This window comes from Teichococcus globiformis, from assembly GCF_042646265.1.
Taxonomy (GTDB): Bacteria; Pseudomonadota; Alphaproteobacteria; order Acetobacterales; family Acetobacteraceae; genus Pseudoroseomonas; species Pseudoroseomonas globiformis.
On the sequence record NZ_JBHRTN010000028.1, the window covers coordinates 1 to 15608 of the forward strand.

Genomic DNA, 15608 nt, shown 5'->3' on the forward strand with positions numbered 1-15608 from the left:
ATCCTGGACAGCAGGACACTCCGCTCCACGCCCGAGAGCGGCGCGCGGGCGGGGTATGACGGCGCCAAGCGGAAGCAGGGTGCCAAGCTGCACTTGGCGGTCGACACGCTGGGCCATCTTCTGGCCTTGCACGTGACGTCCGCCGGTGCGGACGACCGCGCCGAAGTCGGGCGCTTGGCCCAGGCGGTGCAGGCTTCCACCGAGCAGAACGTCGAACTGGCCTATGTCGACCAGGGCTACACCGGAACAAGGGCGGCCGACGCCGCCAAGACGCACGGCATTGAACTGGAAGTGGTCAAGCTGTCCGAGGCAAAGCGAGGCTTCGTGCTGCTGCCAAGGCGCTGGGTAGTTGAGCGGTCCTTCGCCTGGGCAACACGTTTTCGGCGCTTGGTGAAGGACTATGAGCGCTACGCCAGCACCCTTGCCGATCTCCACCTCGTCGCCTTCGTCTGCCTCATGCTCAAACAGGCCGCTCTACTCGCCCCAGGTCCATAACAGCCTCTAGTAGCCCTCTACAACGCTTCCTATGCGCAGCGGGCTTGGAGCTCTTCAAGTAGCGATCAACAACTCCAATCCCACATCCGACAATTCGGTTCTATCCACTAACGTCGCTCCCCAATGGCTGGGCCTAAGCGCCTCTCTGCACTTCCACTGCTCGGAGCTGAACATGGTCGTGCCTGCGGCACCCTCCTGACCTTAGGACACGGCGTCGTACCGAACCAGCCATCAGGCCGGAAAGGCCAGTAGCATCCTTCCATAGGCCCAGCTGCGGGTGCTGCAGGGCGGCCGAGAGGCTGCCGCTCACCAGCGGTAGCTGAGCGTGCCCAGCACCAGTCGCCTCGCGCCCCAGTAGCATTCACCGGCCGAGATGCAGGTGGGGTCCACCTCGTCGCCAATGTTGGAGGCGTTCACCGCCAGTCGGAAGCCCTGCAGGTTCTGTATCAGTGCGCCAAGATCGTAGCGCAGCGCGGCATCGAACAGGGTGGTGGCCGGCACCGCAAAGGCGCCCGCCGTGTCGCCATAGGCGCCGCCTAGATAGCGGACACCGGCGCCCAGGCTAAGACCCTTCAACAATCCGCTCTTCCAACCATGATCCAACCACAGCGCCGCCTGGTGCTCCGGCGTTTGCGGCAGGCGCTGGCCGCGTTGGGCGGCGACCGTGGTGCGCGTCACCTTAGAATCGGCGTAGCCATAGGCGGCGATTAGGCTCAGCTGCTCCGTGATTTCGGCCGTGGCCTCGATCTCAATGCCGCGCACCTTTACCTCCCCCGTCTGCACTTGGAACAGCGTGTTGGCGGGATCAGTGGTCGGCACGTTCTCTTGGCGCAGATGGTAGGCCGCGAGGGTGACGAAGCTATTCCGCCCAGGCGGCTGGACCTTCACGCCAACCTCGAACTGCTCGCCACGCGAAGGGTCGAAGGGAGCACCGGAGGCGGTTGTGCCCACCTGCGGCTGAAAGGATTGCGACCAAGCGGCGTAGGGAGCGATGCCGTTGTCGAAAATATAGCTCAGCCCGACTCGGCCTGAAAAGGCGCTGTCCTCCTGCTTGGGTCGCAGACCGGTGTTGCGGTTGCGCGTGTCGGTTTCGGCCCAGTCATGCCGCCCGCTCAGTGTCAGCCGCCAGCCGCCATAGCGGAGCTGATCTTGCAGGTACAGGCCGAGCTGGTCTTGCACCGTCAGTGTGTTGCTGACGTTGAACGCGGTAACCGGGGCGAAGGGGCGCCCATAAACCGGATTGAACAGGTCCAGCCCTGGAGCGTTGACCCGCCCCAGCCCATAGTCGCTGGTGCCGCGCCGGTAATCGAGACCAGCCAGAAAGGTGTGTCTCACAGCGCCTGTGGTGAAGCGCGCTTCGGCCTGGTTGTCGACGGTGAACGCGTCCGCATGGTCGCGGATATCAATGTTGGCACGGGTCAGGGTGCGCCCGTCCGCGCCCACCCCGAATCCGCGCACAACGCCCATGTCAAAATCAACCCGCGAATAACGCAGATTTTGCCGCACTACCCAGGCTTCATCGAAACGGTGCTCGAACTGGTAGCCGGCGTTCCATTGGGTCCGGTCGAAGTTGTTGGCGTCACGCTCACCGCTAAAGAAATCTACCGGAATCGAGCCGAAGCGGTTTGGCCGCAGCGTGCCTTGGGAGGGCAGGAACTGGATCACCCCGGAATTGTCCTGCTGCCAGGAGCCGAGCAGCGTGAGGCTGGTGAGCGCATCGGGCTTCCAGGTTAGCGCGGGAGCGATGAAGAGGCGGTTGTCGCCGACCTCCTTCACCTGGGTGCCGGCGTCGCGCGCCAGGGCAGTCAGGCGGTAGAGCCAGGTGCTGTCCGTGCCCGGCACCGGCCCGGTGACATCCAAAGCCGCCTGCTTGCGGTCGTAGCTACCCGCCTGCAGGTTCACCTCGCCGGACGGCACTGCTCCGGGTCGGCGACTGGTGTAGGAGAGTAGCCCACCCGGCGGAATCTGCCCGTAGAGCACTGAGGAGGGGCCGCGCAGGATCTCCATCCGCTCCACGCCCCAGAGTTCGACCTGGGGCGTGGCATAGGTGCCGCTGGGCAGGCGCAGCCCATCCAGGAACTGACTGTTCTGCAGGTTGAAGCCCCTCACCCGCGGCCAGCCATATCGGATGTCATTACCGAAGGGCTCCGGCAGCACACCGGCGCTGTAACGCAACGCTGCTGCGCTATCGACAGGCGCCTGGGCCTCGATCCGGTCGCGGGTGATGGTAGAAATGGCTTGCGGTGTTTCCAGCAGCGGCGTGTCCGTTTTGGTGCCAGCGGCGCTTTCGGTGGCGACAAAGCCTAAAGTGGGGTCGCGGGGGGTCGGCCGGGCAGCCTCAACATCGACGGTCGGAAGAGTAATCGCTGATGCGGCGCCACTCTCCTGGGCCGCTGCCGGAGCGGCGAAGAGGCAGAATGCCGCGAGCCCTGCGATGCCACGAGCGATGGCGCAGATCGCCCGCCTGTTGTTCGTCACCTGCTTCATGCCACTCCACCAACATCGATCAAGGCGAATGATAACAAGAATGAGTTGCATCATCTAACCCGATCGTTTGCTTTTGGAGGCACTGAGTGCAGCACCTCTTGTTTAACTCAGACCGACGAAGGACCTCCGGTGAATTCAGACGCTTCAAGTTGTTCAGAAGCACGGCAATGGTGTGGGGCTTTGCGATGCCGTTTTGTCTTTGGAAAACTGCCGACCTCGGAGACAAGGTGCCAGAACAGAGCCTTTGCGCTTATCGCAAAACCCCACACCTGAAGAACATCAGGCGAGCTTGCTGATCGGAGGGGGGCTTGGATGCAGCACGATGTGCGTGTCTTCGACATCTACGCGAGCTTCTGGATAGGCGGCGACCGCCTCCGCCAATGAAGCGAGGAACCGTGGCTTGAACTGAAACAGGTTCTTGTAACTGCCCCCAAACTGTTGGTGCAGGTCCTTCCAGCCGATCGGGGTGCGTCTGTCGAGGTGGTGCAGCCGGTAGGCCAGCCAGACATAGATGTCGAGAGCTGCCGCACTGTCTTTCAGCTGGCGGATTGCCGCGTCTTGCAAGGGCACGGGATGGCGGCGTAACTGGTCAAAGAAGTCAGCGTCCAGCAGAACGCGGTCCTCGAAAAGACTGCCTTGCCGCTCGTCCTCTGCGGCTTCTTGAAAAAACAGGCCGGACTTGATGATGCGTTCATTAGACATCATCGTAGGCCGGCCCGGTTTGTTAGGCTCGGTATGCCATGAGAAGCGCATGCTACAGGTCGCGATACGCCGAGCCTGTTCACGCAGTGTAGACGCCGTTTCCCCACCAACTGACAGGCCGAGCCGCTTCATCCACTCCCGCATAGACCGGCCCAGGCTTACCTCGCGGCTATTGGTGAGTACGGCCTGAGTTTGCAGGTAGATCAGAATCAGGCGGGCTCGTGCCCCGAAGGGCACGCCCATAAGCTTAGGCTGACCGTCTCCCATCATGATTCGGCCAGGTTCGATGATCAGCGTTAACGGTCCGACGGTGCGGATCCACGCTTCATCGTCACGAGGTTTTCTGTGCGGCAACGATGTCAGGCACAGGCCGGAATAGCTGTAGCCTTTTTGCCCACTTTCATCGCCGAGTACTTCGCTCGCGATCTTAACCAGCGGCCGATGATCTGGGTCCACCAGCGTATGAGCTTGATCACGGCCATGCAGGAGGACGAGTTGCCTTACCCCCTTCGCTGCATCGGTCATGGTGTCGCTCCGGATCTCACCGTTCCATCGATCTGGAACGTGATGGTTTAGGTTAGCTGCCGCAAGCGTGGGATTTTGCGATCAATCCTATAGTTAGAATTAATTGCTTACTAATTGGAGTCCTCTCAAAACCCCACGGGATAAGCGCGGTTTTCTCGCAAACTCCCACGGCGCCATCGCAAATCCCCTCGGGACATTCTGGTCGATGGAGATAAGTGGGGCTACCGAATCGGGCGCGCAGTAAGGCTAGCCTGCTCATCCTGATTGCACCGACCACAAGCATCATCAAGTTAGCCTTTTAGCCTTTTAGCCTTTTAGCCTTTTAGCCCTTTAGCCCTTTAGCCTTTTAGCCTTTTAGCCTTTTAGCGTTGAAGAAATTTTTACTCAAAGATTTAAAGAGCCGGTCTAGCTCTGCAGATTTCCCAACAAATTCCGGATTTAAATCAAGGCATCTTGTACATATTGCCTTATTTCTTTAAAACTTTGATTCTTGATCGCCTTTATGCCTTGTGGCTATATTGCTTTCATGAAGGAAGGCACTAATGGTAACGATCTCAGTCGCTAGTGATAAAGGAGGGCCAGGCAAAACCACCACGGCCATCCTGATCGCATCAGAACTAGCTCTTGGCGGCTACCGCGTGACTGTTCTTGATACCGACATCAACCAGCAGGCTGCCGCGTTCGGGCGTAAGGCCGACATCCCCGGTTTGACGGTGGTCGGTGAAGTGCGTGAAGACAATATTCTGGCCGAGCTTAGAAAGGCTGAGGCGGAAAGCGAAGTCGTCATCGTCGACTTGCCTGGCGGCTCATCGACGCTGGCGTTAAAGGCCATGCACCGCAGCCATTTCGTCCTGGTACCGGCACAAGCTGCCTTGCCGGATGTGAAAGCGGCTATGAAGACCATTGCCCAAATTGACGACGCGCAGGAGTTGTCTCGTACACCCATCGCGCGCGCCATCGTATGGACGCGTATTTTGCCAGGCTTCGAGAGCCGCGGCGCCCGGCATGTCCGCCAATCGGTGGAAGCGGACGAGACGCTGCCTATCTTGAAGACCTCGCTGATGGAGCGTGCAGCGTTCCGCGAGATCCATATCACTGGAAAGGTTCCACGACAGGTGGATCCCAATAGCGCCGCGTCGGCCAACGTGGCGGCCGTTACGTCCGAGCTGCTCCAACGTATCGCCCAGCTGGCGGAGGCTGCATGACCAAGTTTCCTTCGATTACTGATGAGATCCGCCAGGCGGGCAAGAAGGTGGAGTTGAACCTGAAGCCGCGTCCCGAGCTACCTGATGAGGCTATTGATGCAAACTCTCGTTCTATCGGCGAGCGATATGGCTCTAGCACTCAGATCACCGCCGGGCCTGATCGCTCGGCATCTCGGACAAGCGTTCCGCCACTTCCGGCAATGGCACCGCTCACCAGCGTGCGCTTTGATTGCCCGGATTACCTAGATAAGGAATTAGCGATTCGAGCGGCAGAGCAGGGAGTAACTAAGACTTACCTGATCCTCAAGGCGCTAGGCTCTGCAGGCTTCCGGTTGGACGATGCCGACTTGGTTAAGGACCGCCGCCGCTCAAGGCGGTGAGGCAGCGTCGCCTTGTCGCATCTTGTACAAGATGCTTTTACGCCTTTTGGCATCGGAGCAATAATGCTTCATAGCCTAGGTCAGCTCCCTCTTAAGGTCTTGGTCCCGGCCGGCCTGCGGCACTACGAGCACGGACGACAAGGTGGCGGGGACCGCGATGGTGGTAAATCGTGCAGAGTGTCATAGCCGGAACCACGCATGATGGCGGTGTATGAGTCCCAATGTGGCCTCCACCAGGGTGTAGCCATCAGCTGGAGCCTGAACCACGGGAGCCATCCCGATGGCGCCATTCGCGCCACGCCGCTAATCTCGCCCATCACAGGCTGACCAGGCCAACACGCCGTCATGAGGTGAGCCGTTGCCCATGCCACACCACCGCTGATGCGGCAGTGTATGGAGCGCTCGTCAGCCACAATTACTGGCCCAGCGGCCAACGCTTCTTAGGTATCGCGCTTTGGCCCGCCCGGCCCATCTGGCAGGCGTGCCGTTCGACACAGTGTCCGCCATGATCCGCCAGCTGCGCGCCGGCGGCTTCATCAAGCTCCGCCAAATCCCGATCCGCGTGCCGGGGCACGGCCTGCGCTGGGCCCACTCCTACCGTCTGGTGCCGGAGCCCGGAGCCGGGCGTGAGCCGGAGCGGACCGCGCGTTCGGCGTTTGACCTAAAACCAGAATCCCTGAAGATTCTAACTGGGAAATATGCGGGACCAGCAGCTCCAGCCGAAGCGTGCAGGAGCAACTGGCAGTCCTGGCCGCCTATATCGCGCAGGAAAGGGCGGAGGAGGGTGGAGCGGGATGTCAGCCTCTTTGAGAGGCCGCTCGTCCCAGGCGCCGGTTTCTCAGCATCCCATCCCTTCATTCTCTCCGCGCAGCAGCAGGAGCCGAGAAACATCGAGCTTTTCAGCCCGACGCATGCACTCGCCATATGATCCTCACGACGGCAGAGGTTGCTTGTCAGGGCATGCAAAGAACCGTCGGAAACGTGTCAGTTCGGCGTCCAGGGCCCGCTGAAACGCTTGGCTGCGCGGAGCAGATCCCGCAAAGCCCAAAGCCACCTGCAGCTGACCCTCGACCTGCGCGAGATTGGCCCAGCCGATCACCGCATCGCCCCAGAGCAGCGGCATGGCGTAGTAGCCGAACTGCCGCTTCGCCGGCGGCGTATAGGCCTCGAAGCGGTAGGCCCAGCCCCAGAGATGCTCAAAGCGGCGGCGGTCCCAGACCAGCGGGTCAAAGGGGGCGAGGATGCGGACGTCGCGCGGAACCGCTTGGTGACACCCTTCGGCCGTCCCGCCTGGCCAGAGGTACCGATCGCCTTCCACGACGTCCTGCTTCAGCGCGCCGACTTTGAGCAGGTCGCGGACCACGGGTGCCAATGGGCCCAGTCCAGGATTACGCCTGGCCATCAAAGCCAGCACAGCACCCAGGCTCGGCGGGGAGATCGGCGCCAGGATCCGTGCGACCAGCAGCACCGCCTGCCGCGCACGCTCCGCCCCTTCGAGAAGGGGAAGGGGTTCCGGTGCTGCCGCATAGATGCGGATGCCATCCTGGCGCCTGGCAATCCTGAGAAGGCCGTAGTGGGGCAGGCTTTCCAGCGCCCGTGTGGTCGCCTTTGAAAAGCCGCCCCAGCCATTGATGGCACGATCCCGGCCGAAACGCGTCTCCAGGTCCCGGGGATGGGTCGGACCGGTGGCCCGCACGAACTCCAGCACCGCGGCGGCCAAAGTGTCCGGCCGATGCAGCCAGGCTTCATCGGCCGGATCGGCGCGAAGGTGCAGCAGATGACGGGTCTCGACCGGCATGAAGCCATGAGCGTAGAGGAAGTCCTCTTCCAGCTCGAGGCGCTGAAAGGCTCGGTCAAGGTCACCAGCCCGGTAGCCGCGCACCCGGTGCCGCAGGATCAGGTCCTGCGCCCGGGCCGGGGCGCGGATCGGATCGGGCTGCACAAAGCCCATGCGTTGCAGGGCTCCGGCAAGTGTTGAGGGCGGTCCCAGGGTGGAAGCGCGCGCCTGGGGGCGCAGCTGGACCAGGGTGAGAGGGCGGTTCGTCATGGGGGCGGGCAGGGTGGCAGCCTGACTCCAGATTGCAATAGCCAATAAATGTAGCTACGATAAATTCTGATGAGGATCACCTTCAACAGCGACAAGCGGGACCTGACCCTGCGAGAGCGAGGGTTGGATTTCGCTGACGCCAGGGAGGTATTTGCGGGGCGGCATGCCACTTTGCCGGATGACCGTAAGGATTATGGCGAGCCACGGTTCATCAGCGCCGGCCTGCTGGGAAGTCGCCTGGTCGTCATCGTCTGGACCCCGCGCGGCGCGGCTCGTCGCATTATTTCCATGAGGTATGCCCATGAAAAAGAAGTCCGTCGTTGGCGCATCGAACTGGACGGATCCTGACGACGCTCCGGAGTTGAACGCCGATTGGATGGCGCGCGCGGAGATCCGCGAGGGCGATAAGGTGATACGTCGCGGACGACCAAAGCTGGCCGTCACCAAGCAACTGGTCAGCCTGCGCATTGACCAGGATGTGCTGCAGGCCTTCCGGGAGACTGGCCCAGGGTGGCAGAGCAAGGTGAATGCAGCCTTGAGGAAGGCTGCTCCCAAACGGAAGGCTGGATGAGCCCGGCTGGCATCTGATCAGCCGCAGCGGCAATTAGAAAACCTGCCGATGGCGCCGCTTGTCGCCAAGGTCAAGCGATCCGGTAAGGGGGGATTACCGGATGTTTACCGGCGCCTGGTACAAGGATCTCACTGCGGCGGCGTCAGCGAGGCCCTAAGCGAGGACAGACCCTAATTGGATCGCCACCAGCCGCCAGCATTTCAGACGCTCGGTCTGATGCGATAAACCCGGGATCCCATGTAGCTTCGAAGGAGTGCCTCAATGTCGGTCCGAAGCGATCCAGTGCACGCCCGTGTTGCCTACAACGAGCCTGGATCGACGGCTAAGCACTCAGTCCGGTCACTGGATGCATACGCCGCCGTTTCGCAAGCGGCTGGGGCGCACCAGCTTTGGCGGACCACAGCGGCTACCATCAGGATCGCCAGGACTTCCTTCTCAAGCCCGCATCACCTCCAGGAAGGCGCGGAAGGCGGCGCTCGGCTGGCGACGGCTCGGGTAGTACAGGTGGTTGGCCGCCAGCACCGGGGCCCATCCCGGCAACACCTCCGTCAGTGACCCGCAGGCCAGGTAAGGGGCGGCCTGAAGGCGCAGCAGGCACACGACGCCGAGCCCAGCTAGCGCGGCGTCCCGCATCAGGTCGACGTCGTTGGTGACGAAGGTCTCGGGCACCGCGCGCGCGAACATCTCGCCGTCGTGCACGAACTCCCAGCGGTGGAGCGCCCCGGACGAGGTGTGGCGATAGCTGATGCAACGGTGCGCGCCGAGGTCGTTGGGCGTCGCCGGCGCACCGTGCGCCTCTAGGTAGGCGGGCGCAGCCGCGAAGACGAGTTCCATCGGCTCGCTGATCCGGACGGAGATCATGTCGCCCTGCAGACCGCCCTCGTGCCGCACGCCGCAGTCGAATCGCTCGGCGACGATGTCGATCAGCCCGTCATTGACGACCAGTTCCACCGCCACCTCCGGACAGCGCTGCGCGAGAGTGGCCATCCGGGGCAGGACGAGGTGGACGGCAGCCGGCCGGTGCGCGTTGACGCGGACCCGCCCCACTGGGCGGTCGCGCGCCACGTCCAGCTCGGCCAGCACCTCCTCCACCGAAGACATGGCGGGGTGCAGCCGCAGCAGGAGCTGCTCGCCCGCGCCGGTGGGCGAGAGCGAGCGGGTGGTGCGGTCCAGCAGGCGGATGCCCAGCCTGCCCTCCAGTGCCCGCATGGCGTGGCTGAGCGCCGAGGCCGACAGCCCCAGCCGCGTCGCTGCCTTGGCGAAGCTGCCCGCCTCCACAATCTCGGCGAATACGGCTAGGCCCGACCAGAGCTCGCGGTCCATTCCTGAAAATCCTTCAGCAGCCCGTGTGCCCCTGAGGCACTAATCGACCCTGTGGCTGCAGTCCATCATGGGCCGGCGCAGCCAGACAGGAGCACCGTATGAACCTTCAAACCTACCACCCGCTCGGCCGTTCGGGCCTGTTGGTCAGCCCGCTCGCCCTGGGCACGATGACCTTCGGCACGACACGCTGGGGCGCCGACGAGGCTGGCAGTCGGGCCATCTTCGAACGCTACGTCGAGCTGGGCGGCAACTTCGTCGATACAGCGGACGTCTACTCGAGCGGCCGCTCCGAAGAGATGGTTGGCAGGTTCGTCGCCGAGCACGGCGCGCGCGACCGGATGGTGATCGCCACCAAGTCGGGCTTCGCCACGGGCCAGGGGTTCCACCAGGGCGGCAACGGCGCACGGCACCTCCATGCGGCGGTTGAGCGCTCATTGCGGCGGCTGGGCACCGACTTCATCGACCTCTACTGGATCCACATCTGGGACGGCGTCACGCCGGCAGAAGAACTGCTCCAGACGATGGCGGCGCTGATCCAGGCGGGAAAGATCCGCTATTGGGGCATCTCGAACGCACCGGCCTGGTACGCGGCGCAGCTGGCCACGCTGGCATGGGTTCGTGGACTGCCGTCGCCCATCGGGCTGCAGTACTTCTACTCGCTGGTCGAGCGCGGGGTGGAGAGCGAGCACGTCCAGCTGGCCCGCGCCTTCGGCATGGGACTGGTGCCGTGGAGCCCGCTAGCCTACGGCCTGCTGACCGGCAAGTACGACCGCGCTGCCGTGGAAGCCGCCGCGCCGCGCAGGGGCGGCGTGCCGAACCAGGCAGAAGCAGGCGACCGGCGGCGCCCGGAGGGGGACAAGCGGCTAGATGGCAACAACCCGTTTGGCGACACGCTGTTCACGGACCGCAACTGGGCCATCGTCGAGGCGCTGAAGCGCGTCGCGGAGGCGATGGGCGAGCGCCCGGCCCGCGTCGCGCTGGCATGGGTGGTGGGGCGACCGGGCGTCGCGTCCACGCTGATGGGTGTGAGCCGCGCTGAGCAGGTGGCGGACAACGTGTCCGCGCTCGGCCTCGACTTGCCGCCCGAACAGTTGGGAGCGCTGGACGCGGCGAGCGGCGGCGATCAGAAGTTCCTCTACGGCCTTTTTCAGCCGGCGGTACGCAATCAGGTCGTGTTCGGTGGCGCCGACGTGCGCGGGTGAGCAACTTTATCGCAGCGGACGGTGTCCGCTCTCCGATCTTGTTCCCTGGAAGCGGTTAGGCCGCTTACTAGATTACATGACATGGATTCTTGCTTTGCCACGAATCCAAAGAAGGCTGACGCAGCCACCGGACTTGGCGGCTAACAAACTCCAAGCCGTCCCTGAAGTGTGGTGAAGCAGATGAGGGAGCGACTGAGCGTCGTGGATGTCGAGCCTGCATCTTTGCCGGATGGTGAGGCCGCGGAACCAGCCCAACCAGGCGGATGGCGTTCGATAATCTATGTGGACTGACGCAGTCTCTGGTTGATGGAGCGCTGTTCCGCAAGATTTTACGCTGGACAGTGTATTCCTCTGAACTCACAGTCAGTTCGCTTCCTGTTCCAGCTTTGCTCGGAGGGATCTGTCCACCGGTGGCCGCACCGCGCCAGCTTCGGACCCATCAGCGCCAGTTGGCGGGAATTGTGGCTGCCATTGCTTCCGGCGCCACGGAGGTGCGCGACATCCTGGCCGCCGTCACACCGGGAGGCGGCAAGTCCCTGTTGCCGGTGATCGCGGCGGCCCGCTTGATGCAGGCAGGGCTAGTCCATCGGGTCTGCTGGGTGGTGCCGCGCGACAGCTTGCGCCAGCAGGCGGAGGAAGCCTTCGCGGACCCGACTTGGCGGATAGCGCTGGATCACGGCATTTCGGTTCGTGCGGCGGAGAACGCGCCCGATCCCTGTCGGGGGTTGGAAGGCTACGTCACGACCTATCAGGGCATCGCGGCAGCGCCGGCCCTGCATCTGGCCGAGTTCCGCCACCATCCGACCCTGCTGGTGGTGGATGAGATCCACCACCTGCCCGCCCTGCCCGACACTGATCCGGTGGCGGCGCGTGGTCCGGCCGAGGAAACGGAGGAGGATCTTGCCGGTGCTTGGTCGCGTGCCTTGCTGCCGCTGCTCGAATGCTCCGCCGTCCGGTTGCTGTTGTCCGGCACGCTGGAGCGTGCTGATGGACATGGCATTCTGTGGCTGCCCTATCGTGCAGGCAGCAAGGCGCGCACGCGGGAGGTGGATCTGGATGCACCGGGCTGGGCCGTGATCGGCTACAGCCGCGCCCAGGCCCTTGCTGAAAGGGCCGTACTGCCGGTGACGTTTGGCGCGCTGGATGGTGAAGCCAGCTGGCGCATCCAGGAAGGCCATGAAGTTGGTCCCCATCGCCTGTCAGGCTTCTACCCGAACGAAACCACTCGCCCAGCCTTGTTCACCGCGCTGCGCACCGGCTTCGCCGAAACGCTGCTGCGCGAAGCATTCCTGGCAACGCGCGCCTTGCGATCCGGCCGCCGGCGCGAACGCGGGCTGACACGGAACGAGGATGCGTCTGGCTTGGGCAAGCTGCTGGTGGTGGCGCCGGATCAGGCCACGGCACGGCACTACCTGTCCGTGCTGCGTGGTTGGGTTCCTCCTGAACAGGCAGAGGCGGCGGTCGGCCTGGCCACCTCCGAAAGCCCTGACGCGCCGCATCTGCTCGCGGCATTCCGGTTGCGGTCGCAGCCCTCCATCCTTGTCACCGTCGCCATGGCCTATGAGGGACTAGATGCGCCGGAAGTGACGGTGGTGGCGGCGCTGACGCATATCCGCTCCCGCCCGTGGCTGGAGCAGATGGTGGCCCGCGCCACACGGATCGATCCGGCTGCTGGTTCGTACGAAACACAACAGGCGCTGGTGTACCACCCGGACGACCCGCTGTTCGGCCGTTTCCGCCTGCGCATGGAAACCGAGCAGGGGACCCTGGCCCGTCAGCCGCGCCTACGCCGCGCTGGTGGCGTCTTACCGCTTTGGTTGCGCGAGCAGTTGCCTCCACGGGAGGGCATCACCCCGCTGCAATCCAATGCCTTGACCCTGAGCTTCCATACTCTGGCGCCGGGACCGGACCTCGCCATGAAGCGGCCAGAGGTGGAGCCGGGGCAGGATAACCTGTTCGAAGCTCCCTCTGTTACCGAGCGCCGGTTGCGCGGCCGCATCGGAGCGATGGTGGCATCGCAAGCGGTGGAGGATGAGGCCATGCTGCAAGCTCCGCGGGCGCGCCTGACGGGGCCGGGGCTGTACCACCGCTACAACGCCATTCTGAAGCGAGTCATGGGCAACAGGGCGCGCTCGCAGATGATGTTGATGGAGCTTGAGGCAACCATCGGCTGGCTGGAGCGCAACCGCATCTCCGACCATGGGCATCTGGTAGCGGATGACCCGCGTTATGCCTGGACTGCACGCAAACGGCGCGATTGGCGGCCGCCCCAGGGACAGTCCCAGGCTCCTGCGGAAGGCGGGTCCGGCCAGGCCGCAGCCGCCGGCAAGCGCGGGACTTTCTGAACATCGAGGAACGATGCCTCACGCCGTCGACAGGCTCAGCGCTCTAAGAACCGCCGCATCCTGGCCAAGTGGCTTACCAGAAAATACAAAAGCCAGTCGCATCGGCAGTCCTGCGGCTTCAGGTCTCGGCGGACCCTTGGCCCATTCGTGACACAATACGACGGGCGTAGAAGCTCGGTTTGTTTCCCGATCGGTGCTAGGCTGCCCCTCCCTTACGAGAGCACCACTCTTGATCGAACAGTATGGCTGGTCCGAGGCGTTGCGGCTGGCCTTCGAGCCACACGCGCGCGCGGGCTACTTTCCTGGGCGTATCATCGTGCAGCAGCGAGAAATGCATTCGGTGATGACGGACGGAGGCAGCCTGAACGCCAGGCTCTCCGGCCGCCTCCGCCACGAAGCCCGGGAGGCAGGTCATCCAACGGCCGGCGACTGGGTGGCTTTGTCGGCCAAGTCCGGCGATGGCAAAGCCACGATCCACGCCGTCCTGCCTCGCCGCACCGCCTTCGTGCGCCGGGCGGCTGACAGCGTGCAGACGCTGCAAGTCATCGCCGCCAACGTCGACGTTGTCTTTGTCGTCACCTCGTTGAATGCCGAGCTCAATCCGCGTCGGCTTGAGCGCTTCCTGGCGGCGGCCTGGCAGAGTGGCGCGAAGCCAGTGGTGGTGCTGACCAAGGCCGATTTGTGCGAACAGCCCGAGAGCCAGGCCGCCGGCATCGCTACCCTGGCGGCAGGCTGCCCGGTGCTCGTTGTCTCGGTACGCCAGGGTGTTGGCCTGGATAGCCTTATGGATCACGTTGCGCCAGGCAAGACCTGCGTTCTGATCGGTTCATCAGGCGTCGGCAAATCCACCCTGGTGAACGCCTTGCTCGGAGAGGAGCGGATGGCAACCCAGGCCATCCGCGCGTCCGATGCTCGGGGACGTCACACCACCAGCTATCGGCAACTTGTGCTACTTCCAGGGGGCGGGCTCATCCTTGATACGCCCGGTATCCGTGAGGTGGGACTGATCGACGCGGAGGAAGGCCTTAACACGGCCTTCGACGACGTCGAGCACCTGGCGCAGCATTGCCGGTTCCGCGACTGCGGGCACAGCAGCGAGCCGGGCTGTGCGGTGCGCGGCGCGCTGGACGAGGGCCGGCTCGACCCTGCCCGGTGGGCGCATTTCCAGAAGCTGACCGGGGAACTGGCGGCATTGGGCGTGACGAGAGACCGCATGGCGCAGGAGATAGAGCGCCGCCGCCAAGCCACGCTGCAGAAAGCATACCGGTTCAACAAGAAGGCGCTGCGGGACCTGTGACGTCAGGCCGGCCTTGCGCGAACTGAACGCCTCGAGAGATTGCACGACGCATCAAGTTCGACGCTGAGGCGTGAAGCCGGTGGAGGCCTGCTACGCACGGCTGGCCCGGCCTTCCAGACAGCCCTCCCATTCCAGCAGGGTGTCCACCCCGCTTTGAGACATGGGGAGCGGAGCGACGATGCTACAACAGGTTACAGGCTCCCTGCTCCGGATATCGCAGCAGCCAATCGAGTGGCCTTTTGGCTTGAACACCGCTGCCCCAAACGGCGGCCGGAGCCATCGTGCGGAATCCTGGTCCAAGAGCTCAGGCCAACGTCAATGCCCTGCGGCAGTTGGAGCGCCTCCGCCTTGAGGTGGTGTCAGCCGGGAAGCGCGGCACGCCTCCTTGTGTCCAGGCCGCCGGCATGGCCGAGCAGCCCAGAGGAGCGGCTAATTCGGCACCTGCTAGTGATCTGGCAGCAGCCAGAAGCCGATCGGAGGTCAAGTCGATTAGCGGTAACCCGGCCTTTACCACATGTCATGCTCTGGCTTTGCCGCTCGTTCTTATTCTGCTTTGACCACGTGCCTAGGCCGGGTGTTTCGGGTTCATGGAGAGACCCAGCCCCAGGGCTCCAGCACTTTCATGATGGTGCCGAACTCTGGGTTTCCCTCGCCGCTGAGCGCCTTGTAGAGGCTTTCCCGCCCTATGCCGGCCTCCTGTGCTACTGCCGTTATACCGCGTGCCCGCGCCACCGTGCCGATGGCCAGGGCAATCTCGGCCGGGTCGCCGCCCGCCATGATCTCGGACAGGTAGGCGGCCTGGGCTTCGGGGCTGTCCAGCAGCTCGGCCGCATCGAACGTGAAGGTCTTGGTTGCCGCGATCAATCCTCCAGGTCCTCGGCAAGGGCTTTGGCCAGGATGATGTCCTTGGCCTGGGTGCTCTTGTCGCCGCCGCACAGCAGGATCACCAGCACCTGAGCCCGTTGGGTGAGGTAGACCTGGTAACCGGGGCCGTGGTCGATGCGCAGCTCGGAGACCCCATTGCCAACA

Annotated in this window: 13 protein-coding genes and 1 pseudogene; 8 read left to right on the forward strand and 6 right to left on the reverse strand. The window is 63.7% G+C overall.

Annotated features, from left to right (window positions below; translation table 11 throughout):
* Positions 1-495, forward strand: a 495-nt coding sequence (locus ACFOD4_RS20520) for a transposase (RefSeq protein WP_379599497.1), incomplete at its 5' end; no start/stop codon positions are given.
* A gap of 306 nt (positions 496-801) precedes the next feature.
* On the opposite strand, the gene ACFOD4_RS20525 is transcribed toward ACFOD4_RS20520, so the two are convergent.
* Positions 802-2982, reverse strand: a complete 2181-nt coding sequence (locus tag ACFOD4_RS20525) for a TonB-dependent siderophore receptor (RefSeq protein WP_379599498.1) — start codon at positions 2980-2982, stop codon at positions 802-804.
* A gap of 279 nt (positions 2983-3261) precedes the next feature.
* The gene (locus tag ACFOD4_RS20530) at positions 3262-4209 is read right to left on the reverse strand and encodes a replication protein RepA (RefSeq protein WP_379599499.1); all 948 of its coding nucleotides are present in this window, start codon (positions 4207-4209) and stop codon (positions 3262-3264) included.
* A 542-nt stretch (positions 4210-4751) separates the two neighbouring features.
* On the opposite strand from ACFOD4_RS20530, the gene ACFOD4_RS20535 reads away from it, so the two are divergent.
* Together ACFOD4_RS20535 and ACFOD4_RS20540 are read left to right on the forward strand one after the other, a co-directional pair.
* Positions 4752-5414 carry an AAA family ATPase gene (locus ACFOD4_RS20535; protein WP_379599501.1) on the forward strand — a complete coding sequence of 221 codons (663 nt, stop codon included), beginning with the start codon at positions 4752-4754 and terminating at the stop codon, positions 5412-5414.
* Positions 5411-5794, forward strand: coding sequence for a hypothetical protein (locus tag ACFOD4_RS20540; protein ID WP_379599502.1), 384 nt, complete (start codon positions 5411-5413; stop codon positions 5792-5794). The genes ACFOD4_RS20535 and ACFOD4_RS20540 overlap by 4 nt, the downstream gene beginning before the upstream one ends.
* Positions 5795-6725: 931 nt before the next feature.
* On the opposite strand, the gene ACFOD4_RS20545 is transcribed toward ACFOD4_RS20540, so the two are convergent.
* The gene (locus tag ACFOD4_RS20545) at positions 6726-7841 is read right to left on the reverse strand and encodes a DNA glycosylase AlkZ-like family protein (RefSeq protein ID WP_379599504.1); all 1116 of its coding nucleotides are present in this window, start codon (positions 7839-7841) and stop codon (positions 6726-6728) included.
* Positions 7842-7910: 69 nt separating this feature from the next.
* Here ACFOD4_RS20545 and ACFOD4_RS20550 point away from each other — a divergent pair, with 69 nt between their 5' ends.
* Positions 7911-8189, forward strand: coding sequence for a BrnT family toxin (locus tag ACFOD4_RS20550; protein ID WP_379599506.1), 279 nt, complete (start codon positions 7911-7913; stop codon positions 8187-8189).
* Positions 8143-8412: a BrnA antitoxin family protein gene (locus tag ACFOD4_RS20555; RefSeq protein ID WP_379599507.1), complete on the forward strand. Its 270-nt coding sequence runs from the start codon at positions 8143-8145 to the stop codon at positions 8410-8412. The genes ACFOD4_RS20550 and ACFOD4_RS20555 overlap by 47 nt, the downstream gene beginning before the upstream one ends.
* A 435-nt stretch (positions 8413-8847) precedes the next feature.
* On the opposite strand, the gene ACFOD4_RS20560 is transcribed toward ACFOD4_RS20555, so the two are convergent.
* A complete protein-coding gene (locus ACFOD4_RS20560; protein WP_379599509.1) occupies positions 8848-9735 on the reverse strand; it encodes a LysR family transcriptional regulator in 888 nt (295 codons plus the stop codon).
* A 98-nt stretch (positions 9736-9833) separates the two neighbouring features.
* Here ACFOD4_RS20560 and ACFOD4_RS20565 point away from each other — a divergent pair, with 98 nt between their 5' ends.
* The 3 genes from ACFOD4_RS20565 to rsgA all read left to right on the forward strand — a co-directional run bounded on the left by ACFOD4_RS20565 (position 9834) and on the right by rsgA (position 14579).
* Positions 9834-10937, forward strand: coding sequence for an aldo/keto reductase (locus tag ACFOD4_RS20565; RefSeq protein WP_379599510.1), 1104 nt, complete (start codon positions 9834-9836; stop codon positions 10935-10937).
* Positions 10938-11347: 410 nt separating this feature from the next.
* The gene (locus tag ACFOD4_RS20570; protein WP_379599512.1) at positions 11348-13282 is read left to right on the forward strand and encodes a DEAD/DEAH box helicase; all 1935 of its coding nucleotides are present in this window, start codon (positions 11348-11350) and stop codon (positions 13280-13282) included.
* 229 nt (positions 13283-13511) lie between these two features.
* Positions 13512-14579: a ribosome small subunit-dependent GTPase A gene (gene rsgA, locus ACFOD4_RS20575; protein ID WP_379599514.1), complete on the forward strand. Its 1068-nt coding sequence runs from the start codon at positions 13512-13514 to the stop codon at positions 14577-14579.
* 585 nt (positions 14580-15164) lie between these two features.
* Here rsgA and ACFOD4_RS20580 read toward each other — a convergent pair.
* Together ACFOD4_RS20580 and ACFOD4_RS22120 are read right to left on the reverse strand one after the other, a co-directional pair.
* The gene (locus ACFOD4_RS20580) at positions 15165-15443 is read right to left on the reverse strand and encodes an addiction module antidote protein (protein ID WP_379599515.1); all 279 of its coding nucleotides are present in this window, start codon (positions 15441-15443) and stop codon (positions 15165-15167) included.
* A pseudogene (locus tag ACFOD4_RS22120) lies at positions 15440-15598 on the reverse strand (type II toxin-antitoxin system RelE/ParE family toxin); the annotation flags it as partial. The gene ACFOD4_RS20580 and the pseudogene ACFOD4_RS22120, both read right to left, overlap by 4 nt.
* Positions 15599-15608 lie beyond the last annotated feature (10 nt).

Coding starts and splice junctions, on each gene's coding strand:
- ACFOD4_RS20525 (WP_379599498.1), bottom strand. CDS start 2,982: ATGAAGCAGGTGACGAACAACAGGCGGGCGATCTGCGCCATCGCTCGT.
- ACFOD4_RS20530 (WP_379599499.1), bottom strand. CDS start 4,209: ATGACCGATGCAGCGAAGGGGGTAAGGCAACTCGTCCTCCTGCATGGC.
- ACFOD4_RS20535 (WP_379599501.1), top strand. CDS start 4,752: ATGGTAACGATCTCAGTCGCTAGTGATAAAGGAGGGCCAGGCAAAACC.
- ACFOD4_RS20540 (WP_379599502.1), top strand. CDS start 5,411: ATGACCAAGTTTCCTTCGATTACTGATGAGATCCGCCAGGCGGGCAAG.
- ACFOD4_RS20545 (WP_379599504.1), bottom strand. CDS start 7,841: ATGACGAACCGCCCTCTCACCCTGGTCCAGCTGCGCCCCCAGGCGCGC.
- ACFOD4_RS20550 (WP_379599506.1), top strand. CDS start 7,911: ATGAGGATCACCTTCAACAGCGACAAGCGGGACCTGACCCTGCGAGAG.
- ACFOD4_RS20555 (WP_379599507.1), top strand. CDS start 8,143: ATGAAAAAGAAGTCCGTCGTTGGCGCATCGAACTGGACGGATCCTGAC.
- ACFOD4_RS20560 (WP_379599509.1), bottom strand. CDS start 9,735: ATGGACCGCGAGCTCTGGTCGGGCCTAGCCGTATTCGCCGAGATTGTG.
- ACFOD4_RS20565 (WP_379599510.1), top strand. CDS start 9,834: ATGAACCTTCAAACCTACCACCCGCTCGGCCGTTCGGGCCTGTTGGTC.